Here is a 24,211-nt window from a genome sequence, read left to right on the forward strand (position 1 = left end):
AAGGTGCCTCACACGAAACACCATTCGAACCTGTGTTCGATCACTGTGAACTATAGATCGGGGTTCCGACAAAACGTCAACTGGCCACCATCACGGACCGCCGACATCTCATTGCCCCAATGGGCCATGATGGAGACATGCCGACACCGGACCACCGCAGCTCGCTGGATGCCAGGACCGCCTTCACCATCGTGCTCTCCGACGCGATCGCACAGCGCAACCTGACCCTGGAGCGCATCAGCCAGCATCTGAAGGCCGCGGGCACTCCGGTATCCATCGCCACCCTCAGCTACTGGCAGACCGGCCGGTCCCTGCCCACCCGGGCCAGATCGATCCGTGTACTGCAGGAGCTGGAGACGATCCTGCGAGTTCCTCGCGGTCACCTCACCGGCGCACTTCCCACCGATGCCATCAGCCGCTGGGACCCGATCACAGCCCTCCCCCACAACGAACAGGCCGCCAGTCTCCTCAAGGCGCTGGACTTTCCCACCGAGCCATCCTTCACCAACCAGCTCATCCATGACAGCGTGGCGTTCTCCGCGAGGGACCACCGTCAGGAGGAGACGACACGTCATCTCCTGCGGGCCGACCGCGCCGGACTTCGTCGCCTCCCCCTCCTGCTGGCCCAGGACGTGGACTCACAGGAGACGCCGCTGGTGGAGGGGATGATGGGGTGCGAACTCGGAGAGGTGGTCCAGCTGGACCAGATCGGCCTCATGCTGGCCGAGGTCCTCTTCCCCCATCCCCTCGAACGTGGTGAACTGGCCATGCTCGAATACCGGGTCAGCTGGAACATCGAGGACGAGACACGGTTCGGCTCTTCCCGAGCCCTGGCCACCACGATCCCCTTCCTGGTGCTCGACGTCACCTTCACCGACGAGACCCCCAGCCGCGTCTGGTACGCCAGCTCCCAGGGCCCTGACCAGGGCAATGGCCCCGACGAGTCACCCTCCGGCGAGGAGGTCACCGCGTTGGAGCCGGGTCCCTTTGCCCAGATGGCCCTGTCCAACGGCAATCCAGGCCTGCACCGGTTGAGATGGGAGTTCTGATGCAACCGACCCCGGAATGGGAGGCGAGCTTCGCCACGACGCTGGCCCGTGCCGTCTCCCGTCGTGGCCTGACGCTCGACCGACTCAGCGTCCGGCTGCGCTCCATGGGGACCCCGGTCTCCATCGCCACCCTGAGCTACTGGCAGACGGGCCGCTCCGCCCCCACCCGGACTCGATCCCTGCGAGCCATCGAGAACCTGGAGACCATCCTCGAAGTGCCGCGGGGACACCTCGTCGGGGCTCTGCCCAGTGACGCCTCCGCCACCTGGGACCCCACCGCCGCAGTGCACGCCCGGCCCACCCTGATGGGCACCCTGAGGTCCATGGGCCTCGACCTCGAGCGGCATTCCGAAGCGCAGATGGTCAAGGACAGCACCGTGGTGCACGCGGATCGACTCACCCGGCGTCAACGGGTCCACCAGCTCACCTGCTCCCAGGAGGACGGTTGGCAGCGAGTCCCCATGGTCTTCGGCGCCAGCGACGACACCATGGTCCCCACCATCGAGGCCGGCCGAGGGTGCACCATCGGCCAAGTGGTGGAGCTCCCGGATGAACGCGAACTCGTGGTGGAGCTGATCCTCGACCGCCCCCTCTCCCGAGGGGAACTGGCCATGTTCGACTACACGCTGCACTGGGCCAGCAGCGAGGAGTGGCAGAGCTTCGAGCGCTCGATCGCAGCGCGCCTGCCCTACCTGGTGCTCGAGGTGGCCTTCGAGGGAACTCCGCCCCGCCATGCGAGCTATGTCCACGCTCCTCGCCACGACAGTTCCCCCGACCACCAGGACTGGCTCGCGCTGAGCACTGGCCGCCACATCCAGCACGCCATGCACCAGGCCGCCAAGGGAATCCACGGACTCACCTGGAACTGGTGAGACCGTGATGGAACGAACCAGCGCTGTGCGACGATGACCTCGATGAGTGAGAGACCCCCGGCAAGCGGCCCCCTTTCAGCCGATCCTGCCTCCGCTCCCAATGTCTTCGCGCAACGGCTCACTGCCGCGATTGCCCGCCGCGGTCTCTCCCTGCACCGCATCCAGACCCGCCTGACGGCTGCGGACCTGAAGGTCTCCACGGCCACCCTCAGCTACTGGGCCAGCGGACGTTCCCGCCCGACGCGGGGCCGATCGCTCGACGTCGTCCGTGCTCTCGAGCAGATCCTCGACGTGGAAGCCGGCCACCTGGTGCGCGCCATGACCACGGAGGTCTCCTGGGAACAGCTCAGCGACCTCCTGCCCCAGGCGAACCTGCCAGCCCACCTGGAGCGGCTGACCCTGCAACAGTCGATGAACTGGCACCGCCTGCACATGCACGACACCCTGCACGTCCAGGAGGAGACCGGGACGAACCGCTGCCACAATCGGCAGGTCTCCCGTGCGGAAGTGGACGGACTGGACAGCTGGGTTGTCCTGGTCCAGCACCCAGCCCATGAAACTCCCAGCCTCACGCCCCTGGTGGGGCTGACCATCCGCAGCTGCCACCCCCTGCCCGAACAACAGCTCAGCGTGATCGAACTGGCGCTGCCGCGCCCCCTGCGTCGGGGCGAGACGATCTACACCGAGCACCAGACCGAACTGGGCAGCAGCATGGTCGGAGAATTGGGGCGCGCCCTCTCCCGTGCCTGCGACCTGTTGGTGCTGGAGGCACGCTTCCACGGGGAACGACCCACCAACTTCACGCGCAGTCACCTCGACCCCCGAACCGACAGATGGCAGCGCATCGAGCGGTCCCTGATGAGCACGGAGCAAGGTGTGCAGTGCGTCGTCCCGAATGCCGCGCCCGGCACGCACCTGCTCTCTTGGTACTGGTGACTTGGTACTGGTGACCTAGTCTTTTCCCCATGGAACTGCTGCCCATGACCTTCGCCTCGGGCTGGGCATCCGGCCTCAATGCTTGGGCGACCGTGCTGGTACTGGGGCTGCTCGGCCGTTTCGCCGACGCCCCCGAGGTCCCTGCCGGCTTCCAACGCACCGACGTACTCGTGGTGATGGCGGTGCTCGCCCTCATCGAGCTGCTGGCCGACAAGATCCCGCTGGTCGACTCCACCTGGGACGCCGTCTCCACCGTCATCCGGCCGGTGGCCGGCGCGATCATCGCGGCCCTGATCGCTGGCCAGAGCGGTTCCCTGACGACGCTCGCCCTGGCCGGTGTCGGCGGGGTCAGCGCCCTGCTCAGCCATCTCACCAAGTCGGGCCTCCGGTTGGCGATCAACACCTCCCCCGAGCCGGTCAGCAATGTGACCGCATCGGTGGCCAATGACATCTCGCTGGTGGGGGTGCTGGCCGTGGCCGTCCAGGAGCCACTGGTGGCAGCGGGCATCGCGGCTGTCCTGCTGATCGTGGGGGTGGTGCTCGTCCTGCTGGTGATGCACCACGTCCGACGGGGCCTGGCCGCCGTGCGTCGCCGGATCCGTCCGGACCGGGCCACGGGAGCCGCCCGGTGAGCCCACAGCAGTCCGGTCCCGCCACCGTCCTGGTGCGCGGGGCCACCCTGTCCGGCATGGCTGCGAGCGCCCGTCTGGCCAAGGCGGGCCACCACGTCGTCCTGGACGCCGACGGCCTGCCCGACGGCGGACACTGGGCCGTCCAGCTGCACCGCGGTGTGGAGGTGGACGAACTGCCACAGACCTTCCGACTTCCCGCGGCCTGGCGTGACCTGTTCAAGAAGTCCGGCCGGGCGCTGGACGCGGAACTGGCCCGGCACCAGCTGCAGATGGTGCCCGCCCCACCGCAGGTGCACCGCTTCGCCGACGGCCGGGAGCTCGTGCTGCCCACCGAGCGAGGCGCCCAGGTGGAGGCAGTCCAGAAGGCCTTCGGGCGGCCCGCCGCGCTGGCCTGGGCACAGCTGGTGGACCGGCTCGACGACCTCTGGCAGGAACTCCGGATGGTGGGGCTGGAACGCCCCGTCACCGCTGATTCCTTCGACCGTCCCACCCGCGCCGCCCTGCTGGGGAACACGATGCTCGACGAACTCGCCCGCGAGGCCGGGGCACCGCATCTGGCGCGCATCGTCGAGAGCCAGGCAGCACAGGCCGGAGCTCCCCCGGGCCGGGCACCGGCGCTGCTCGGCGTCCGGCTCGCCGTGCAGCGACGATTCGGCATCTGGCAGCTGACCACCACCCAGGGTCAACCCGTGCGCGCCTCCAGACTGGTGGACCTGCTGGGCGAACGGCTGGACCTGCGGGGCGTGGAGCGGACCGGCTCACCGGCACCACTGCTGGGCTCGGGCCTTCCAGACCTCTCGAGGATCGACGGCGGCGACCAGGTCAACGCCACCGTCCGGCTCGACGCGCTCCCCCACCAACCGACCGGCTTCGGCGGGCGGGTCCTGGGGCGTCCGGCGATGGCGCCCACCGTCAGGCACCAGCTACTGGACGCCGTGCCTGAAGAACTGGTGCAAACCGCCGCCACCGAGGACAGTCCGCTCGGGATCGTCGAAGTGGTGGACCACAGTGCCGGGGCCCCGGTCATCACGTGGTACCGACCGCTGCCCCAGGGCGGTGTGGCCCTCACGGTGCATGACCACAACCAGCCTCGCCCTGACCTGCGCTGGGGACTGGCCCCCACCTCCTTCCGAGCCTGGCAACGCCGTCCTCGCCTCGGCGGCGACGGCGACTGGCGTGCCAGCTCCACCAACCATGCCGGAGCCGAGCCCTGGGCCGAGCTCCTGACGGCTGCGCTGGCCGTCTACGAGATCCACGACTTCCTCACGGGCGATGACATCCGCCCCACCAACAAGGAACAGCCACGCCTGCCCCGACAGGCGCGCCCGGCAACGAAACGTTTCCGCTGACGGCTGGCCCTGACTGACGTAAAGTGGACAGGCAAGTCGTCCAGCGAGGGAAGTCATTTGACCAAGCCAGAGCGTTCAGGGGCCGCAGAAGCGCAGCAGTCGCTGCTGGAGCGCGAGCTCGCCGTCGAGCAGCAGCACGTCGACCGGGTCCATGCCCAGTTGGAGGTGGCCACCGCCTCCGCCAAGCAGGTGGAGGCAGAGGGTCGCAGCAAGTTCGTCACCGATCGTGGTGACTGGATGCGCGAGGAGGACGGCACCGCCTTGTTCGAGCGCGATGCCTTCGCCTTCCAGGCCGCCAAGCGGCTGGCCGTGCTGGACGCCGAGCACGAGGGGCTGGTCTTCGGGCGACTGGACCTGCAGGAGGACGACCGACGCTACATCGGCCGCATCGGCGTGCGCGATGACGACTACGAACCCCTCGTGATCGACTGGCGAGCCCCGGCAGCCGAGCCCTTCTACCGCGCCACGGCCAGCAACCCGATGGGCGTGATCCGCCGCCGTGTGCTGCGTTGTCGCAATGAAGTGGTGGTGGGCATCGAGGACGACCTGCTGGACGACTCGGTGGAGACCGACCTCCCGGTGATCGGAGAGGGCGCCCTGATGGCCGCGCTGACCCGCGCACGCGGCCACCAGATGAAGGACATCGTCGCCACCATCCAGGCCCAGCAGGACGAGGCGATCCGCGCGCCCTATCAGGGAGTGACGGTGATCGGCGGTGGCCCCGGCACCGGCAAGACCGTCGTGGCGCTGCACCGCGCCGCCTATCTGCTCTACACCAATCGCAAGCGCCTGGAGAAGGGCGGGGTGCTGGTGGTGGGCCCGTCCACGGTCTTCATGAACTACATCGAACGCGTGCTGCCGAGCCTGGGAGAGGATTCGGTCACGCTCAAGTCGATCGGATCGGTGGCCAGCGACGTGCTGCGCACCGCCGTGGACCGCGTCGACGCCGCCGAGGCGGCCACCCTCAAGGGCTCCCTGCGGATGATCCCGCTGCTGAAGCGGCTGGTGGTCTCCCCGATGGTGGAGTACGACGAGGCACTCCAGGTGCGCGTCACGGTCAAGGGCGAGGTGCTCACCCTGAAGGCAGACAAGCTGCGTCGGATGCGTGCGGACCTGCTGGCGACCCACAAGAACAACCGCTCCCGCGAGGTGGCGGAACAGGCCGTCGTGAACTCGTTGTGGAGCCGCTTCCCCGTCACCGAGCATGATCTGGACCGCGACCAGTTCGAGGACCTGGTCACCAGTCAGGCCGCCTTCCAGATGGCCATGAATGCCTGGTGGCCGATCCTGTCCGCACCGCGGGTGCTGGCACGGTGTGCCGACGAGGCCCTGCTGGGGCGGGTGGCCGGTGACCTGTTGGACGAGCACGAACGCAGCGTCCTGGCGGCGAGCTTTGCCGGCACCGACGGCGGCGACGAACAGGACGATCGCTCGGCCGGGTGGTCCGTCGCGGACATCGCGCTGCTGGACGAACTGGTCAGCATCATCGGCCCGGCTCCTCGCTCCGACGAACGTGATGAGTCCCTCTTCGTCGAGGGCGGTGACTCCGTGGCCGAGCTGGTCACCACCGCAGACATCCTTCGCGACGAGCGGGACGAGAACCTGGACGACGAACCGCACAACACCTTCGCCCACGTCCTGGTGGACGAGGCCCAGGACATCACCCCGATGCAGTGGCGCATGCTGCGTCGTCGCGGACCGCAGGCCTCCTGGACGCTGGTGGGAGATCCCGCCCAGTCTTCCTGGCCGGTGCCCGAGGAGACGGAACAGGTCATGCGAGAGCTGGTTGGCACCGCCCCGCACCGTTCCTTCAGGCTCACCAAGAACTATCGCTCCCCCGCCGAGGTCTTCGACCTGGCGGCCAAGGTGATCCGCCCGGTCTTCCCCGACGCGGACCTGCCGGAGGCAGTGCGCTCCACCGGGCACGAACCCCTGTTGGCAGTCACCGAGCGGGAACGGTTGATGGACGCGATCGGAGGGCACGTCGCGGAGCTCGCGGAGCAGGTACAGGGCACGATCGGCATCATCGTGCCGCCGAGCCTGATGCGCCAGGTCCGCCGCAATGCCTCGGGGCAGCCGCAGATCGTCGCCAACCTGGAACGCTGCGTGGTGGTCACCCCGCTGGAGAGCAAGGGGCTCGAGTACGACGGGGTGCTGGTGGTCAGTCCCGACGACATCGTCGAGGAGACCCCCGGCCGGGAACGGGTGCTGTACGTGGCGCTGACCCGCCCGACCCAGCGGCTCACCATCCTGGACATCGACGGACAGCCCGGGGACTGGCGCGCACTGCTCTGAACCGCAGCCAGGCCAGCTACCAGATCACCAGCGGCGCTCGAGCAACATCGCAAAGATCTCGCGGGTGGCCAACGATCGGTTCTGGGTGAAGAACTGCAGACCCGGCGCTCCCCCACGCAGGAGGGTGACGGCGATCTCACTGGCGATCCTGGAACCGATCTCGCGCACCCGGTCGGGATCCCCCTCTCCCTCGGCCAGGCGCAGCTTGACCTGTTCGGGCACCGGGGCTCCGGACAGTTCCTCGAAGAACTTCACCTGCTTCAGGCTGCTGATCGGCTGCAGCCCGGGAATGATCGGGATCGGGCAGCCCAGGTTGCGAACCCGCTGGACCAGGTCGAAGTAGGCGTCGGGGTTGAAGAAGAGCTGGGTGATGGCGAACTCGGCGCCGGCCTCGTACTTGTCCGCCAGGATGCGGGCGTCCAGGTCTGCGTCGCGATTCTCCGGGTGCACGTCGGGGAAGGCCGCCACCCCAACGCAGAAGTCACCCCGTTCCTTGACCAGGCGCACCAACTCGGTTGCATTGGCCAGGCCATCCGGGTGCTGCTCCCAGGGCACGGTCGGACCGCCCGGCATGTCGCCGCGGATGGCCAGGACGTGCTGCACCCCCACCTCGGCATAGGCGTCGATGACCCCCTCCAGTTGGCTGCGGCTCTGCGACGAACACGTCAGGTGCCCCATGACGGGAATGCTCGATGTGGCAGCGATCTGTCGCGTGGTCTCCACGGTGCGTTCCCGGTTGGTGCCCGCCGCGCCATAGGTGACCGAGACGAAGTCCGGCCGCAGCGGTTCGAGCCTCTGGACTGCTGCCAGCGTGCGGTCATAACCGGAGTCGTCACGGGGAGGCAGGTACTCGAAACCGAACAGGGGCCGTTCGGCGGTGGCGAGCAACTGGGCGATGGTGGGGCGGTCGGCGAGCATGGTCTTCACACTAGACGCGGGGCAAAACCCTGCCATCCGGCTGCCCCCTTCGTGGACACCCCCCTGGCCAAGTAGGCTCGTGGCGTGGCACATGAGACCTTCGACTTCGACCCTTCGGCACCCCTGGGCAGCGGTTTCCGCGACGCGGTGCAGGGCGCCATCACCGCCTTCATCGACGACCGCGCGGGTGAGCTGGCCGACATCGGGAATGAGCTCGACCTGCCGCTGGAGCTGGCCCGGGTCTTCACCGGTGGAGGCAAGCGAGTGCGCCCCGCCTTCTGCTACTGGGGCCGGGTGGCGGCCGGGGGCACCCCGGAGGATCCGGCGGCACTGGTACGCGCCGCTGCCAGCCTGGACCTGCTGCACGTGAGCGCCCTGATGCACGACGACGTGATGGACGCCTCCAACACCCGGCGGGGGGTGCCGGCGGCCCACCTGCAGTTCGCGGAGCTGCACCGCACCCGCGGCGGTCGGGGTGACACGGATGCCTTCGGACGCGCCGGTGCGATCCTGTTGGGAGACCTGCTGCTGGTCTGGAGCGAACAGATGCTGGCCACCGCGGGCCTGCCTGTCGAGCGCTTGACCATCAGCCGTCCCCTGATCGAGGCGATGCGCACCGAGGTCACCTGCGGTCAGTTCCTCGACGTGATCGCCCAGTCGGCTCCCGCCACTGCCGATCTGGACGCGGCCCTGGTCACGGCAAACCGCGTGGTGGAGTACAAGACCAACCGCTACACGGTGCAGCGCCCGCTGCAGTTCGGCGCGGCCCTGGGCGGAGCCGATCCCCAGCTCGTGGAGCAGCTCGCGCTGTTCGCCTCACCGATCGGCCGTGCCTTCCAGTTCCGCGATGACCTGCTGGGCATCTTCGGCGACGAGAAGCTCACCGGCAAGCCAGCCGGCGACGACCTTCGCGAGGGCAAGCGCACCGTGCTGGTGGCGCACGCCCTGGCCGCTGCCCCCGCCGGTGAGCGCGCCGAGCTGGACGCCATGCTCGGGGATCCGTCGCTGGGGCTGGACGCCGTGCAGCGAGGGCGCGAGATCATCACCGCCTCCGGCGCCAAGGAGGCCGTGGAGCAGATCATCGACGAGGCGTACGACACGGCGATCGCGGCGCTGGACCGGGCCACGGTGACCGACGAGGGGCGTACGGCGCTCACCGCACTCGCCGAGGCCTGCGTGCGCCGCGACCACTGACCAGGAGCACCCGCGTGGTCCTCGGCTGACCGGGAACCCGCGTGCGCCCATCAGGGCTGGGTGATGAACTTCAGTCCCTGGCCACCGCCGAAGGACTTCAGGGCAAAGTCCTTCATGTCCGGATTCGCATTCCACGCATCGAGCAGCTGCTGCTTGAGCTCGCTGGCCGCCGCGCGCGGATCGGCCGCCTGGTTGATGGCCGACGAGACCGCCACCCGCAGCGCTCCGGCCTCGATCACCTGACCCAGGTTCTCCCGCGTGATCCCACCCACGGCGAACCAGGGCGTGGCGTCGTGGGCCGGCAATGGGTGACGTCGGGCCGCCTCGCGCACCAGCCGGAGGCCGGGGAAGGTGACCCCGTCCAGGCTGCCGCCGAAGACCGGCCCCACGAACAGGTAGTCGGCGCTGCTGGCTGACAGCCGCTCGCTGTCATGCACGGACTGGCCCACCAGGCTGTGTTCCGGCAGGCGGCTGCGTGCCTCGTCCACGGATTCCCCGGCCGCGCCGACATGCGCCACGTCCGCCTGGAATCGGTCCGCCAGGTCAAGACGCTGACCCACGGCCACCGTGGCATTGAGCTGCAGCGCCACGCTCTGGGCCATGGCAACCGCTTCCAGGAATTCCTCCTGGCTGGCGGCAGAATCGCGCACCTGCAGGACGTCGACGCCCCCCTGCAGTGCCTCCACCACGAAATCGCGGAAATCACCCTGCTCGGCGCGCACGTCCGTGATCAGGTGAAGCTTGGCCACCTTCAGGCGGCTGGACAGTCCCATGAGTGCAGTCACCACCCCAGAATAGGCGGGCAGCGGCCCCAGCGGGCGCGTCCGGGATCGCCGTACTGCGCCGGACGCCTACACTTCATCCGTGAAGGGCTGACACGGCCTTCCTTCCCCGACCGTGTTTGGAGCTGTTGTGACCACTGCGAGCGTGAGCGACCCCATGGTGGGCCGCGTGCTGGAGGGTCGCTACGAGATCTTGTCGAAGCTTGCTCGTGGCGGCATGGCCACGGTCTACCGGGCCCAGGACCGTCGTCTGGCCCGGACCGTCGCCGTCAAGGTGATGCACGAGGGCCTGGGGGACGACACCGACTTCGCACGCAAGTTCGACAGGGAGGCGCGCAGCGCAGCCACCCTCAGCAATCCCCATGTGGTCAGCGTCTTCGACCAGGGCATGGAGCACGGCCGCCCCTACATCGTGATGGAATTCGTCCAGGGCTGCACACTGCGCCATGTCATCACCCGTGAGGCACCGCTGCCACCGCTGCGAGCGCTGGACGCGATCGAGGCCGTCGTCAGCGCGCTGGCCAGCGCCCATGAGGCTGGACTGGTGCACCGCGACGTGAAGCCCGAGAACGTGCTGATCAGTGATCGGGGCGAGATCAAGGTCGCGGACTTCGGGCTGGCCCGCGCAGTCACCAGCCAGACCGCAACGGCCACCCAGGGCCTGTTGATCGGAACCGTCAGCTACCTTCCGCCCGAGCTGGTCACCACGGGCCGAGCCGACGCACGCAGCGATGTCTACTCCGCCGGCGTCGTGCTCTTCGAGATGTTGACCGGCAAGAAGCCACACCAGGGTGAAACGCCGATCCAGGTGGCCTACAGCCACGTGCACAATGACATCCCGGCACCGTCGACCCTGCTCAGCGGGAATGATCCGCGATCGATGGACTCACGCCGGATCATCCCGCCCTATCTGGACGCCCTTGTGCTGGCCTGCACCCGGCGTGAACCGGCCCAGCGCCCCGCGGACGGGCGGGAATTGTTGGGTCTGGTCCGCACCGCACGCAAGGCCCTGGGGCACGGCATCCTCGACGACCCCGCCCTCACCCAGCAGATGCGCGCCAGCATCGACCACGCGCCCCATCCCGTCGTGCACACGCCGGATGAGGCCACCGCCCCGGTGGAGCTTCCGCCGCTGTCCACTGCGGCCCTGGCCGGTGCCGCCCTCTCCGACGGCGCCGCCACGGTGGTGCAGGACGCGGTCACCGACGATCCGCCCACCCGGATCGCTCCGCCCCTGGATGTCCAGGACTGGGTCCGGGCGCCCTCGTCGCCCGCCACCCCGCCCGGGCAACCAACCGCACGGGGCACCGGATCCCACGCCCACGACCTGCGGCACGAGCAGCGCCGCCGCACCGCCCGTCGACGCCGTGGTATCCTGGCCATGCTGATGGTGCTGCTGCTCGCGGCCAGCGCCGGTGGAGGATCGTGGTGGTGGCTCACCAGCGGCCGCTACGAGCCGACCCCGAATCTGGTCAACCAGAAGCAGTCCCAGGCCGTGGCGCTGGCGCGCGAACAGGGCCTGACCCTGGACGTGGAGCAGGAGTTCTCCGAATCCGTGCCCAAGGGTGTGGTGATCCGCACCAAGCCCGATGCGGGTGACCGGGTGCTCAAGGACACCTCGGTGACCGCCGTGGTCTCCAAGGGGCCGGAGCGCTACCTGATGCCCTCGGTGGTCGGGATGAACCTCAACCAGGCACGTGAGGCGATCGAGGGGGTCAACCTCTCGGTGGGCAAGGTCACCGACGACTGGTCCGAAACCGTGCCCGAGGGCATCATCGCCACCGTGAGCCAGCCGCGGGGCACCGAGCTCAAGAAGGGCACCTCGGTGGACCTGGTGGTCAGCAAGGGCCCTCAGCCCATCGCGATCCAGGACTTCACGGGCAAGAAGGCTGACAAGGCCCGCGAGGAGCTGGAGAAGGCTGGCTTCGCCGTCGCAGTCGAGGAGAAGAACTCCGACGACGTGGACAAGGGCAAGGTCATCACGCAGACACCCAATGGTGGCGACGGGAAGCGTGGTGACACCATCACGCTGTCGGTCTCCAAGGGCCCGGTGATGGTCAAGGTGCCCCAGGTTGCGGGCAAGACCGAGGCGGAGGCCACCGCCGCACTCAAGGGCTCGGGATTCGGCGTCAAGGTGGTCCACGCGACGCCCGAGTGGCTGCGCGAGGACAAGGTGAAGGCGGCCTCCCCCACCGAGGGTGCCATGGCGAAGCAGGGCGCCGAGGTCACCCTCTGGGTGATCTGACCCCCACGCCGGCACACGTCCGAACGCGCCTGCTCAGACGGACGCGCCCGCTCAGACGATCCAGGGCTGCTGGTCCCGGTGGTCCTCCAGGGCCGTCGGTGCCAGATTGCCGATCTGGGTGTTCAACAGGTTCCAGCCCCGTTCGTTGACCAGCCCGTCGTGGATCAGGAAACCCTTGGGCGCATCGACATCACGCACGAAGTCGACGGTCTCCTTCATGGCCGCCCAGGGGCCCATCACGGGAACTGCCACGATGTCCACGCCCGCCGGCGCCGTCGCCAGCGAGTCCCCCGGGTGGAAGAGCGTCGGCTCCCCCTCGGACTCGAGGACCAGCCCCACATTGCCGATCATCGGGATGTCGCGGTGGATGACGGCATGACGGCCGCCGACCGCGGAGATGGTGAGGGATCCGATCTTCACGGAGGTGTCGGCATTGAGACCCTCGCCACGGCCCTTGAGGTCTACGGCATCGATCACACCGGGCTCCACCAGCACCCTGGCGTCGGGGTTGGCGCTGACCAGGTCCGGCAGCTTCGCCGGATCGGCATGGTCTGGGTGGAGATGGGTGACCAGGATCGCGTCCAGATCCGTCAGGCCGTGCCAGGAGTCCGAGAAGGCCCCCGGGTCGACCAGCACGCGCAGGCCGGCGGTTTCGACGAGTACCGCGGAATGTCCAAGTTGGGTGATCTCCATGCCCCCAGTCTCGCCCGCTGGTCCTCACCTGTCGAGCATGACAGGCTGAGGGCTGAAGCCCGCGACGAATGGAGCCCCGTGCCCGAGCCCCGCCCGAAGAGCCCCGGTCTGGTGCCCATCGCGATCACCTTTGCGATCACCTGGGCGATGTACGCCAATGGCTATCCGATCCTCACCACCGTCGTGATCGGCATGATCACGCTGGCGCTGCTGATGCGCCTGGCCGCTGCACGCAACCGGTTCAAGGACAAGGACTGACCCAGCGGGCTGACGGTCGATCCCGGGGATGCCGGTGCAGGGGCCGGTCGCGGTGTCGGCCCGGGCCAGTGTGCGGACCAACGACCGCCCACCGGATCAGGCGAGCAGGTCTCCCAGGATGCCGCCGGCCTCGCGGCACTGGTCCTGGGTGACATCCAGATGCGTCACGGCGCGCACCAGGTGGGCCCCCACCGACGAGAGCAGAACACCGCATCCCGCTGCCCGAGCAACCACCTCGGCGGCGGGACGCTGCCCGGTCCGCACCACGACGATGTTGGTCGGCACATCTTCCGGTGCCACCGCCGGCGGTGCCTTCTGCGCCACTGCCTCGGCGAAGCAACGAGCCGCAGCATGATCGTCGGCGAGCCGGTCGACGTGGTGGTCCAGGGCATGCAGGCCCGCCGCGGCCAGCAGACCCGCCTGCCGCCAACCACCACCCAGCCGCTTGCGCTGCACCCGGGCACGCGCCATGTCCGCCGCGGAGCCCACCAGCACCGATCCGACCGGCGCGCCCAGCCCCTTGGACAGGCAGACGCTCACCGAATCGAAGCAGGCCCCGTAGTCGGCCAGCGGGGTCCCGGTGGCGACGTGGGCATTCCACAGCCTCGCCCCGTCCAGGTGCGTCTTGATCCCGGCCCCCAGCGCCAGGGCACGAATCTCGCGCAGCGTCTCGATCGGCTGGATCGTGCCGCCACCGAAGTTGTGGGTGTTCTCGATCTCGATCGCGGCGGTGCGCACCAGGAAGGGCCCGTTGTCCGGGGCGATCGCGGCGGCCACCGTCGCGGCGTCCACGACGCCGTCGGCAGTCGTCCAGGTGCGGGTGGTGAGGCCGTGCAGCTGGGCGTGCGCCCCCATCTCGGCCCGCACGATGTGCGCCTGCGCATCGCACAGTACCTCGCCACCGGGCGGCACGTGCAGCCAGACGCCCAGCAGGTTCGCCATGGACCCGGTCGGGGTGAACAGGCCTGCCTCGTGGCCCAGCAGCTCGGCCACGCGACACTCCAGCTCGATGATGCTGGGGTCCTCGCCGTAGACGTCGTCACCGACCGGGGCCTCGGCCATGGCACGACGCATCGCCTGCGTCGGACGGGTCAGGGTGTCGGATCGCAGGTCGATGGCTGTGCCCACGGGTGACTCCTCAGAAGTCGTTGTTGCGGAACTCGTCGATCAGGTTGGGGCGCTTGATGCGACCGTCCGAGAGCCGCTCGGCGACCATGAAGGCGAGCTCCAGCGACTGGTTTCGGTTCAGACGCGGATCGCAGGCCGTCTGGTATCGATTGGCCAGATCGGCCTCGCCCAGCTCGAAGGCACCGCCCAGGCATTCGGTGACGTCGTCACCGGTCAGCTCGATGTGCATGCCACCAGGCCAGGTGCCCAGCTCGTCGTGCACGTCGAAGAAGCCGTTGAGTTCCTCCACCACGTCGGAGTAGCTGCGGGTCTTGAAGCCATTGCCCGTCTCGAAGGTGTTGCCGTGCATCGGGTCGCAGACCCAGGCCACCTTGCGGCCGCTGGCCTCGATGCCCCGCACCAGCGGCGGCAGCTTCTCGCGCACATTGCTGGCGCCCATCCGGGTGATGAAGGTGATCCGGCCCGGAATACGATCCGGGTCGATGGCATCAGCCAGCCCCAGGGCGTCCTCTGGGGTGCTGGTGGGGCCCAGCTTGATGCCGATGGGGTTCTGCACGTGACGCAGCAGCTCCACGTGGGCACCGTCCAGCTGACGGGTGCGCTCGCCGATCCAGATCATGTGGCCCGAGGTGTCATAGGGCAGCTGGGAGCGCGAGTCGATACGCGTCATCGCATGCTCGTAGTCCAGCAGCAGCGCCTCGTGGCTGGCGTAGAAGTCCACCTCACTCAGGGTTTGGTCGCTCACGCCACAGGTGACCATGAAGGCAAGGGCCCGCTCGATCTCGTCGGCGAGTTCCTCGTAGCGGTTCTCCACATTGGAATTGCGCACGAAATCCGCATTCCAGGAGTGGATGGTGCGCAGATCGGCAAAGCCACCCTTCACGAAGGCCCGCACCAGGTTCAGCGTCGCCGACGAGGCGTTGTAGACCCTCAGCAGGCGTTCGGGATCGTGCCGCCGCGCCTGTTCGGTGAACTCCAGACCGTTCACCGCGTCACCGCGGTAGCTGGGCAGCGTCACGCCGTCGCGGGTCTCGGTGTCCTTGCTGCGGGGCTTGGCGTACTGACCGGCGATCCGACCCACCTTCACGATCGGGATCTGACCGGCGTAGGTCATGACCACGGCCATGCTGAGCAGGACCCGCAGCTTGCCCTTCACGTTGTCACCTGTCACGGTGTCGAAGGTCTCGGCACAGTCGCCGCCCTGCAGGAGGAAGGCGCGGCCCTCCGCGACCTCCGCAAGCTTGTCGCGCAGTTCGTCGCACTCACCGGCAAAGACCAGCGGAGGCAGGGTACGCAGCTGGTCGATCACGCGCTGGGCCTCGGCCGGGTCCTGATAGGTGGGCTGCTGGACCTGGGGCTTGGCGCGGAGGTCTTCGAGGGAAGGCACATGTGCGGACATGGGGGTCAGCCTACCCATCGCCCGCAATGGCCTCCCCGACCGTCCACGACTGGATCAACGAACCCCAGACGGTCCACGGACTCGATCAACGGGTCCCCGACGCACCACGACTCGATGGCGGTCCCTGGGACTCGTCGCCGAAGCCCTGTTCGATGGCGTACAGGGTGAGCTCCACCCGATTGTGCAGCTGCAGTTTGCGCAGCACGTTCTGCACATGGTTCTGGACCGTGCGGTGGCTCACGAACAGCTCCTCGGCGATCTCGCGATAGGCCATCCCCTTGGCCACCCGACGCAGGACGTCGATCTCCCGACGGGTCAGCTGGGCACTGGTCGTGTTCCGCTCCTGGGCCACGGTGGCCATCCGGCGGAATTCCCCCAGCACCAGTCCGGCCAGGCCGGGCGTGAAGACCGCATCGCCATCGGCCGTGCGCAGCACCCCGTCGACCAGTTCGGCACGCGAGGCCGACTTCACCAGATAACCCTTGGCCCCGGCCTTCACCGCGCGCAGAACGTCCTCGTGCTCACCCGAGGCCGAGACCACCAGCACCTTGGTGTCCGGGAATTCCTGGAGCAGCACCTCGGTGCAGGTGGCGCCGTCCGGCTCCGGGATCCGCAGGTCCATCACGATCACATCCGGCCTCGTGGCACGAGCCCGTCGAAGGCACTCCCCGCCATTGTGTGCGACCGCGACGATCTCGAAACCCTCGCCCACGAGGTCCTCCGAGAGCGCGTCGATCCACATGGGGTGGTCATCCACCAACATCACCCTGCGACCAGTCATTGGCCCCCCTCCAAGGGAATCCTGAACTCCCACTCGACCCCCCGACCGAGTTGAGATCGTGCCACGGCGATCCCACCGATGTCACCGATTCGTCCCAGAACCGAGGCATTGATCCCCATCCGGCCGCTGGTGTGGGCCCCCTCAACCTGCTCCTTGGACATCCCGACGCCGTTGTCCCGCACGGAGACGGTCACTTCGCCATCCTCCTCCTCGAGCAAGACCCAGGCCCTCGCCTCCGGCCCCGCATGCTTGGCCACATTCAGCAGCACCTCGGTCACTGCCGCATCCAGTTCCCGAGCCCTGGCCGCTGCCATCGGAACCTCGCCGGCCATCACCGCCACCGTGACCCGATCGCTGGCGTGGGCCTCCAGCATCTGGGCAAGGTCCACCCGGTCCGATTCGGCACCCGGCAGGTCCACCGACCGGTCCTGCAGCAACCGCCGCAGGAGGGTCTCCTGTTGGCGTGCCACCCGGGCCAACTGCTCACCCTTGGGCCCCAGTTCCGGGCCCTCCCGCTCCACCAGCGCCAGGACCTGGAGGGCGCCGTCATGCACGATCCGGTTGAGTCGATCACGTTCGGCCAGCACGGCCAGACGGGCATTGCGGGAGTCGCGGTCATCGAAGGAGGCCCTCAGGGTGTCCACCACCGCGCCCAATGCCCAGATCGCGAGCCCCAGGACCACCAGCCCGGCCCAGACCCGATCGTCGGCGTGAAGGTGCAGGAAGACCCTCAACCCACCGAGCAGCGCACCGGCCGCCAACCCCCATCCCACACCGCGCCCGACGGCGATCACCAGCGGGGCGGCGGCAAACCAGTAGACCGGCACCTCGTGGTGGCTGGCCTGAAGCGTTTCCGGTCCCAGGATCCAACCGCTCGACGCGAGCACCAGCGCACTGACCACGACATCGACGACCATCAGGCGATCGGTCCGCCGCGCGGGCCGGGAGAGCAGAAGACCCATCACGGCAGTCCAACCAGTCATCACCGAACACGCGATCCACAGGGCCACCGGGTGCGCGACCGCGTCCAGGCGCAGCGCATTGACCACCACCGCGTGGGCCAGCAGCGCCCACCGCAGGCGATTCGTGACCAGGTAGACGGGGTGGAGGATGTCCGGATCCCTCGTGGCTACCACCTCAGGACCGGCTGGTCGGGCCCGACCCGTCCCCAGTCGGGCGCGACTCCTGGCCCGACCCGTCACCAGTCGGGCGCGACTCCTGGCCCGACCCGTCACCAGTCGGGCGCGACTCCTGGCCCGACCCGTCACCAGTCGGGCGGTGCACCTTCTCGGCGCGCAGGTCGACGGGATCCCTGGGCTCGGCGGAGGGCAGTCTGGTGGCCCGCACCACCTTTCGGCGGGCATCGGCCTCGGCTGCTCGACGCGCATGTTCCCGGGCCGCCTCCGCGGCAATCGCCTGAGCGCGAGCAAGCTCCGCCGCCTCCGCCTCCCGGTCGGCAATGCGCTGCTGCTGGGCCGCCACCTGTCGAGCCTTTCGCGCGCGTGCCTCCGCCCGGGCAGCGGTGCTGTCCGTCCGACGCTGCTCGGCCAGCTGGACACGACGCTCCGCGACGGGGATGTCCATGTAGACCTGACCCGACAGCTCCATCAGGGCGTACATCACCTCGTCGGTGACCGAACGCAGCACGCGCTCGTCCTCCTCCACCCCCCGAAAACGCTCCAGGTCCACGGGCTCGCCAACCAGCAGGTTGGGGGCCACGGTCCGCTGCACCAATGACTGCTCACTCGAGACAGCCACGGGGATCACCGGGGCGCCGCTGGCCAAGGCCGCCCGTGCAATGAAGGTCTCACCACGGTAGAGCCTGCCATCCGGGGAACGGCCACCCTCCGGGAAAATGGCCACCACCTCGCCTGCCTCCAGCAGGGCCAGGGCCCTGCCCAGGGCAGCCTCCACGGGATCCACCTCGTCCGTCGACGCCTTGCGGACGACGACGCGCCGCAGCAATCCGAGTGCCGTTTCGGTGGCCGGCGGCGCGGCCGTCACCGTCCGCACGCGACGCCCGGCCGGTCGGCCGGGCACGTGGTCCAGGTGCGAGAGGTGGTTCAACGCCAGAATGACGGGCCCCTCGGCCGGAATCCTCTCCTCGCCCTCCACGTGCACGGTGAGCTGCTCGGCAGCACCGCCCATCAGCGCACGTGCACGGTCCAACGCGCCTCCGGCCTCATCCTGCTGGTCGCTCATCAGGCACCCCTCTTGGCTGCGTCATCGTGGTCACCTCCCAGACTAGGCCAGTCAGCCTGACAGTCGACGCACCTTCTGCCGACGTCATGGACAGCGGCATAGGGTGTACCTCGTGAGCACAGTTGTCGACCCCACGGCCCAGCCCTTCTCCGCCGGCGAGCCCGGACCCGTCGGCGTCGTGATCTGTCATGGATTCACCGGTTCCCCGTGCTCCATGAGACCTCTGGCCGAATACCTGGCAACGGCCGGCCTGCGCGTCGAACTCCCCCGCCTGCCCGGCCACGGCACCCACTGGCGAGAGCTGCAGCTCACCGAATGGGTGGACTGGTACGCCGCGGTGGAGCGAGCCTTCCACCTGCTGTCTGACGAGTGCGAGCAGGTCTTCGTCGTGGGCCTGTCGATGGGCGGCGCACTCGCCGTGCGACTCGCGCAGCAGCATGCCGTCGCCGGCCTGGTGCTGGTGAATCCGGCGCTGGCCAGTGACGACCCCCGGATGAAGGCCCTGGGCCTGCTCAAGCATCTGGTGCCCACGACGGCCTCGATCGCCGATGACATCGCGCGCCAGGGTGCAACAGAGCATGCCTATCCGCGCACCCCGCTGCGGGCCGCCCACTCCATGACCCGTCTTTGGCGGCAGGTACAACGTGATCTCGACCACGTGGAATGCGATGTCCTGCTGCTGACCTCCCGTGAGGACAATGTGGTCGACCGGGCCTCGGCCCGGCTCCTGTTGGACCGCCTGCCCGCGGTGGAGAGAGTGTGGCTCGAACGGAGCCGCCACGTCGCCACCCTGGACCACGACGCCGAGCTCATCCAGCAGCTCTGCCTGGACTTCATCGAGGCACGTCGATGACCTCGCAGCGCCCCGGGGACGACGACCTGGACGCACGTTTCCGCAGCATCATGGACGAGGAGTTCGGCCGTTCCCCCGCCCCGGACCCAGAGCCCTTCAACATGATGAAGGCCATGGACGAGGTGGAACCGGATGCCCCGGATGACCCCTTCGTCGCGCCCCAGCCGCTCCCCCGCCCCATCTCGACGCCAGGCTTCCTGGTCAGCAGCCTGCTGCTGTCCTTCTCCACACTGGTGATGCTGGGGGCCGTCTTCGGGGCACCGGTGCACAACCTGACGGGTTGGGCAGTGGTCACCTTCGTCCTGGGCATGGTGGTGGCATGGCGGAGCCTGCCAAAGCAACCGCAAGACCTCGATGATGACGGGGCGCAGGTCTGAGCCTGCCGCCCAGGCACGCGTGATGCCCAGTCCCGCTTGATGCCCAGTCCCGGTTGATGCCCACACGCGGGCCGCTGTGGACGCGCCGCGTCAGGACCTGGCGCCCTCGGCCAGCGCCTTGAAGGGATGCAGGCGTCCACGCCTGCGCCGACGCCGCGGCCAGAAACCGCGCGTCGCGCCCGGCGGCTCGTCGATGGAGTGACGTGCCAGGTCCGCCGCACCCACCAGGCCCGCGTCGTTGAGGAAGTCGGCAATGACCAACTCGGCCGGCGGTCGGAAGCCACGTCCGGTCAGGGTGCGGTCGAAGGCTTGTTGTGCCGGGACCAGGAGGAGATCACCGGCCGCGCTCACCCCGCCGCCGATGACGAAGAGATCGGGGTCCAGGGCTGCGGCCAGATTCGCGATACCGCGGCCCAGCCAGGTACCCACGTCCGCGATGAGTTCGGTCGCCATCTGGTCGCCGGCCATCGCGGCGGCCGTGACATCCGGCCCCACGAGCCCGTCGATGTCTCCACCGATCCGCTCCAGCAGGGGTTGTGCCTGCGGGGAGTTCTCCCGCAACAAGGCCTTCGCGTCACGCACCAAGGAGTTGCCCGACGCGTACTGCTCCCAGCACCCCCGGTTGCCGCACGGGCACCAGTGCCCCTGGGGCACCACCCCCATGTGCCCGAACTCGCCGGCCATCCCGTAGCGGCCCCGGAAGAGGCGACCGTTGATCACCAGGGCGCCGCCAATTCCGGTGCCCAGGGTGATGCAGACCATCACATTGGCATTGCGTCCTGCCCCGAACCGGTATTCGGCCCAAGCAGCCGCATTGGCGTCATTGTCCACCAGAACCGGGCGATCGATCCGTTGGGAGAGCCGAGCCCGCAGTGGTTCGTTGCGCCAGGCCAGGTGCGGGGAGAAGCGAACCACTGCCTGGTCGGTGTCCACCCATCCAGCAGCGCCGATCCCCACTGCGGCAACCGGGTGAGTGCTGGAGAGATCGTCGACGGCCTCGACGATGGCATCCTCCACAGCCTCCGGGCTGGTGGACGGCGTCGGCTGCTGGATGCGACGCAGCACGCGTCCCTGCTCGTCGACGACACCGGCGGCCACCTTGGTGCCGCCAATGTCGATCCCGATGCTCAGCACCGGGTCACGCCCGCCAGCTGGAGTGGTTGCCACTCAGCCGACACGTCGCGCCCCCATGAGTGGCATGGAATTGAGTGGCGAGACCTTCACGCCAGTGCGCGGGTTGGCGGCGTGGACGATCATGCCGTCGCCGATGTACATGCCGACGTGGCTGATGCCGGAGTAGTAGAAGACGAGGTCACCGGGCTTCAGGTTGCCCGTGGAGACAGGGCTGCCAGCGCCGTACTGGGCCTGCGAGGTACGGGGCAGGGAGACACCCGCGCTTCCCCACGCGCGCAGCATCAGGCCGGAGCAGTCATAGGCGCTGGGGCCCGTGGCGCCCATCACATAGGACTTGCCCACCTGTGACATCGCCATGGACACGGCGGAACTGGCCCGCCCGGTGCCGCTGGCCGAGGGGCTCGGCGATGGCGAGGACTTGTCGTCCTTGCGGTTCTCGGAGCTCGACTCGTCCGACTGTCCCTCGTCGTCCTGACCCTCGTCGTCCTGACCCTCGTCGGCCTGGGAAGCCAGGTCCTCGTCGCGCTGGCGATCGGCCTCCTCCTGGGCGGCCCGGGCGGCCTCGACGGCGGCCTTCTGCTTGGCGAGCCGTTCGGCCTCCTTCTTGCGCTCGATCTCGGCGAGGCGCTCCTTCTCCTCCTCGGTGAGCCGCTCCAGGACCTTCTGTGCCTCCGCTTCCTTCGCGCGGTACTCCTGGGCCACCTTCGCCTGCTCTGCCTTGTCGGCGGCGATCTGTCGACGAGCGTCGGCCGCATTCTGCTGGGTCACGGCCAGATCGGCCTGGGCCAGCTGGAGGCTCTGGACGCGATCATTGGCACGATCCGTCACGGACTGCATCCGGGCGAGCTCGTTCAGGAAGTGCGCTTCGTCCGGGCTGGTCAGCAGCGAGGTGGTGACGTCCACTCCGGTGGTCTGGTAGCGGATCACCGCGAATTGGCCCAGGTCTCGCGCCAGCGCGTCGACCCGGGACTTCTGACCGGCAAGGTCGGCACTGGCCAGACCGAGGTTCCTGGTGGCGGTGTCGAGTTGGTCCTGCAGCTGGATGTAGCGGGCGTCGATGGCGCTGCTCTCGGCCTCGATCCTCGCCAGGTCCTCCTGGGCCCGGGCCACCGCGTCCGGGTCTGCCAGGGCCGGCGTCGCCGGGACCACCAGGCCGCTCGCGAAGACCCCTGCCACTGCGGTGGCGACCACCAACCGCCTCGACCTGTTGCCCACGTCTGCCTCTTCCGTCCGGCACCGTGCCCAGCTGACACGACTGCCCCGAATTCTAGTGCCCTGCCAGACCCCCTCCAAACAGCGCGGAAAGTCTTCAGACTGCCGCTTCGGACCAGAAATGTCAGAACCGGCCCCTAGCGTCGTTCCCATGAAGTCCGCCGCATACCGCACCAGCCAGCCCAGTTTCGAGGACCTCGGAACGCACCTGTCCGAGGTGACTTTCGTCGTGGTTGACCTGGAGACCACCGGTGGTGGACCGGACAGCGCCATCACCGAGGTTGGCGCCGTCAAGGTCCGCGGCGGAGAGGTACTGGGCGAGTTCCAGACCCTGGTGGATCCCGAGACCCACATCCCGGCTTCCATCGCGGTCCTGACGGGCATCACCGATCGGATGGTGGCCAGTTCGCCGACGATCTCACAGGTGCTGCCCAGCTTCCTGGAGTTCGCCCGCGGCAGCGTGCTGGTGGCCCACAATGCGGGCTTCGACATCGGATTCCTGAAGCGGGCTTGCGAGCGGCAGGAGGTGCCATGGCCCGGCAACACCGTGGTGGACACCGTGGCGCTCGCCAGACAGGTGCTGCTGCGCGACGAGGTGCCCAACTGCAAGCTGGCCACGCTGGCCGCGCACTTTCGCACCACCACCGAGCCGAACCACCGTGCCCTTTCCGATGCCCGCGCCACGGTGGACGTACTGCATGGACTCCTGGAACGGATCGGTTCCCTCGGCGTGGACACCCTGGAGGACCTCGTGGAATTCACCCACCGGGTCTCGCCGCAGCGAAGGGCCAAGCGGGTTTGGGCCAAGGACCTGCCCACTGGCCCGGGCGTGTACTGCTTCTACGCAGACCACCGACAGGAGGACGGCAGCGTGCGTCGAGAGGTGCTCTACGTGGGCAAGAGCAAGAACATTCGCACCCGGGTCCGCAGTTACTTCACCGCTTCGGAGAAGCGTGGACGCATGGAGGAGATGGTTCGGGTGGCCACTGGCGTCGAGGCGCATGAGTGCGCCACGGCTCTGGAGGCCGAGGTCAGGGAGCTGCGCCTGATCCGTGCGCACGCCCCCCGCTACAACCGACGCTCGCGCAACCAGGTCCGCCTGTTGTGGGTGAAACTGACCCAGGAGGCCTTCCCCCGGCTCTCCGTGGTCCGCAAGGTGCTGGACGATGACTGCCAGTACTGGGGGCCCTTCCGGAGCAAGCAACTGGCCGAAGAGGCGGTGATGGCCGTGTACGACGCCTTTCCGATCCGCCAGTGCACCCGACGCCTCACCCGGCGCAACCCGAGCCCAGCCTGTGCCCTGGCCGAGATGTCACGTTGTCTGGCCCCCTGCGAGCTCGACGAGAGGGCTGAGCAGTACGAGGAGGTGGTCGCCCAGGTGCGGGAAGCCCTCACCACCGACGTTCGGCCCGTCCTCTCGACGGTGGGTCGCCGACTGGGTCGGCTGGTCGACCAGGAAAGGTTCGAGGAGGCCCAGTCACTGTCGGCGAGGCTGCAGGGCTACGCCAGTGCCACGCTGCGTGGTCGCCGGCTGGTAGCAGTGGCACGATGCCCGCAGATTGTCGCGGCGCTCCCCCACCCCGAGGGCGGCTGGCAGATCCACGTCATCCGCTACGGGCGCCTGGCATCGGCCACCAGGAGCCGCAGCGGCGAGGTGCCGCAGCGCGTGGCACGGGAAGCGATCTCGCTCGCCGAGACAGTGCTGCCGCCCCGGCCCGAGATGCCCGCTGCCACCCCCGAGGAGTGCGAACTTCTGGCCCGGTGGCTGGAGACACCCGGGGTGCGACTGATGGACATCGAGGGAGAGTGGAGCTGGCCCCTGCATGCTGGCCTGGCACAGGGCGAGCTGGCCCGCATCACCCTGGGCTCTGCAAGGGAGGATTCACCCGTCGCCACCTGAAG

General features: G+C 68.6%; 22 protein-coding genes. 12 read left to right on the plus strand and 10 right to left on the minus strand.

From position 1 onward, the window contains the following. Nucleotides 1-137 precede the first annotated feature (137 nt). The 6 genes from ACTQ49_RS04040 to ACTQ49_RS04065 all read left to right on the plus strand — a co-directional run bounded on the left by ACTQ49_RS04040 (nt 138) and on the right by ACTQ49_RS04065 (nt 7,133). A complete protein-coding gene (locus tag ACTQ49_RS04040) occupies nt 138-1,049 on the plus strand; it encodes a hypothetical protein (RefSeq protein WP_441826562.1) in 912 nt (303 codons plus the stop codon). After that, complete coding sequence (locus ACTQ49_RS04045; RefSeq protein ID WP_441826563.1) at nt 1,049-1,921, plus strand: hypothetical protein; 873 nt, start codon at nt 1,049-1,051, stop codon at nt 1,919-1,921. Before ACTQ49_RS04040 ends, ACTQ49_RS04045 begins: the two co-directional genes overlap by 1 nt. A 42-nt stretch (nt 1,922-1,963) precedes the next feature. Next, a complete protein-coding gene (locus ACTQ49_RS04050; protein ID WP_441826564.1) occupies nt 1,964-2,857 on the plus strand; it encodes a helix-turn-helix domain-containing protein in 894 nt (297 codons plus the stop codon). 29 nt (nt 2,858-2,886) lie between these two features. Continuing rightward, nucleotides 2,887-3,489, plus strand: a complete 603-nt coding sequence (locus ACTQ49_RS04055) for a DUF4126 domain-containing protein (RefSeq protein WP_441826565.1) — start codon at nt 2,887-2,889, stop codon at nt 3,487-3,489. Further along, nucleotides 3,486-4,838 (plus strand): hypothetical protein, encoded by a 1,353-nt coding sequence (locus tag ACTQ49_RS04060; RefSeq protein WP_441826566.1) that lies wholly within the window; start codon nt 3,486-3,488, stop codon nt 4,836-4,838. Before ACTQ49_RS04055 ends, ACTQ49_RS04060 begins: the two co-directional genes overlap by 4 nt. A 105-nt stretch (nt 4,839-4,943) precedes the next feature. Next, entirely contained in the window at nt 4,944-7,133 is a 2,190-nt protein-coding gene (locus tag ACTQ49_RS04065; protein ID WP_441826715.1) for a HelD family protein, read from the plus strand. A 24-nt stretch (nt 7,134-7,157) separates the two neighbouring features. On the opposite strand, the gene ACTQ49_RS04070 is transcribed toward ACTQ49_RS04065, so the two are convergent. Further along, on the minus strand, nt 7,158-8,051 hold the full coding sequence (locus tag ACTQ49_RS04070) for a methylenetetrahydrofolate reductase (protein WP_441826567.1): 894 nt from the start codon (nt 8,049-8,051) through the stop codon (nt 7,158-7,160). An 84-nt stretch (nt 8,052-8,135) separates the two neighbouring features. Between ACTQ49_RS04070 and ACTQ49_RS04075 the strand changes: the two genes are divergently transcribed. Beyond that, nucleotides 8,136-9,245, plus strand: a complete 1,110-nt coding sequence (locus tag ACTQ49_RS04075; protein WP_441826568.1) for a polyprenyl synthetase family protein — start codon at nt 8,136-8,138, stop codon at nt 9,243-9,245. Between the two features lie 50 nt (nt 9,246-9,295). Here the strand turns inward: ACTQ49_RS04075 and ACTQ49_RS04080 are convergent, their stop codons facing one another. Then, entirely contained in the window at nt 9,296-10,030 is a 735-nt protein-coding gene (locus ACTQ49_RS04080) for a thiamine phosphate synthase (protein WP_441826569.1), read from the minus strand. Nucleotides 10,031-10,172: 142 nt separating this feature from the next. On the opposite strand from ACTQ49_RS04080, the gene pknB reads away from it, so the two are divergent. Further along, a complete protein-coding gene (gene pknB / locus ACTQ49_RS04085) occupies nt 10,173-12,272 on the plus strand; it encodes a Stk1 family PASTA domain-containing Ser/Thr kinase (RefSeq protein WP_441826570.1) in 2,100 nt (699 codons plus the stop codon). 51 nt (nt 12,273-12,323) lie between these two features. Here pknB and ACTQ49_RS04090 read toward each other — a convergent pair whose 3' ends face one another. Then, the gene (locus ACTQ49_RS04090) at nt 12,324-12,965 is read right to left on the minus strand and encodes an MBL fold metallo-hydrolase (protein WP_441826571.1); all 642 of its coding nucleotides are present in this window, start codon (nt 12,963-12,965) and stop codon (nt 12,324-12,326) included. A 78-nt stretch (nt 12,966-13,043) separates the two neighbouring features. On the opposite strand from ACTQ49_RS04090, the gene ACTQ49_RS04095 reads away from it, so the two are divergent. Continuing rightward, on the plus strand, nt 13,044-13,223 hold the full coding sequence (locus ACTQ49_RS04095; RefSeq protein WP_441826572.1) for a hypothetical protein: 180 nt from the start codon (nt 13,044-13,046) through the stop codon (nt 13,221-13,223). Nucleotides 13,224-13,319: 96 nt separating this feature from the next. On the opposite strand, the gene ACTQ49_RS04100 is transcribed toward ACTQ49_RS04095, so the two are convergent. The 5 genes from ACTQ49_RS04100 to ACTQ49_RS04120 form a co-directional block, all read right to left on the minus strand. After that, entirely contained in the window at nt 13,320-14,351 is a 1,032-nt protein-coding gene (locus ACTQ49_RS04100; RefSeq protein ID WP_441826573.1) for a threonine aldolase family protein, read from the minus strand. 10 nt (nt 14,352-14,361) lie between these two features. Then, nucleotides 14,362-15,750 (minus strand): class II 3-deoxy-7-phosphoheptulonate synthase, encoded by a 1,389-nt coding sequence (locus tag ACTQ49_RS04105; protein WP_441826574.1) that lies wholly within the window; start codon nt 15,748-15,750, stop codon nt 14,362-14,364. Nucleotides 15,751-15,835: 85 nt separating this feature from the next. After that, a complete protein-coding gene (locus ACTQ49_RS04110) occupies nt 15,836-16,531 on the minus strand; it encodes a response regulator (RefSeq protein WP_441826575.1) in 696 nt (231 codons plus the stop codon). Beyond that, nucleotides 16,528-17,667: a MacS family sensor histidine kinase gene (gene macS, locus ACTQ49_RS04115; RefSeq protein ID WP_441826576.1), complete on the minus strand. Its 1,140-nt coding sequence runs from the start codon at nt 17,665-17,667 to the stop codon at nt 16,528-16,530. Before macS ends, ACTQ49_RS04110 begins: the two co-directional genes overlap by 4 nt. Before the next feature lies 1 nt (nt 17,668). After that, a complete protein-coding gene (locus ACTQ49_RS04120; RefSeq protein ID WP_441826577.1) occupies nt 17,669-18,733 on the minus strand; it encodes a lysophospholipid acyltransferase family protein in 1,065 nt (354 codons plus the stop codon). A gap of 112 nt (nt 18,734-18,845) precedes the next feature. Here ACTQ49_RS04120 and ACTQ49_RS04125 point away from each other — a divergent pair, with 112 nt between their 5' ends. Together ACTQ49_RS04125 and ACTQ49_RS04130 are read left to right on the plus strand one after the other, a co-directional pair. Further along, on the plus strand, nt 18,846-19,586 hold the full coding sequence (locus ACTQ49_RS04125) for an alpha/beta hydrolase (RefSeq protein WP_441826578.1): 741 nt from the start codon (nt 18,846-18,848) through the stop codon (nt 19,584-19,586). Beyond that, nucleotides 19,583-19,963 carry a hypothetical protein gene (locus tag ACTQ49_RS04130; RefSeq protein ID WP_441826579.1) on the plus strand — a complete coding sequence of 127 codons (381 nt, stop codon included), beginning with the start codon at nt 19,583-19,585 and terminating at the stop codon, nt 19,961-19,963. Before ACTQ49_RS04125 ends, ACTQ49_RS04130 begins: the two co-directional genes overlap by 4 nt. Nucleotides 19,964-20,053: 90 nt before the next feature. Here the strand turns inward: ACTQ49_RS04130 and ACTQ49_RS04135 are convergent, their stop codons facing one another. Both ACTQ49_RS04135 and ACTQ49_RS04140 read right to left on the minus strand, forming a co-directional pair. Continuing rightward, a complete protein-coding gene (locus tag ACTQ49_RS04135; protein ID WP_441826716.1) occupies nt 20,054-21,097 on the minus strand; it encodes an ROK family glucokinase in 1,044 nt (347 codons plus the stop codon). A 33-nt stretch (nt 21,098-21,130) separates the two neighbouring features. Beyond that, a complete protein-coding gene (locus ACTQ49_RS04140; RefSeq protein ID WP_441826580.1) occupies nt 21,131-22,288 on the minus strand; it encodes an NlpC/P60 family protein in 1,158 nt (385 codons plus the stop codon). 172 nt (nt 22,289-22,460) lie between these two features. Here ACTQ49_RS04140 and ACTQ49_RS04145 point away from each other — a divergent pair, with 172 nt between their 5' ends. After that, complete coding sequence (locus ACTQ49_RS04145) at nt 22,461-24,209, plus strand: DEDD exonuclease domain-containing protein (protein ID WP_441826581.1); 1,749 nt, start codon at nt 22,461-22,463, stop codon at nt 24,207-24,209. The last annotated feature ends 2 nt before the right edge of the window (nt 24,210-24,211 follow it).

Origin of the sequence: Luteococcus sp. Sow4_B9 (assembly GCF_052116585.1) — a bacterium.
GTDB lineage: Bacteria > Actinomycetota > Actinomycetes > Propionibacteriales > Propionibacteriaceae > Luteococcus.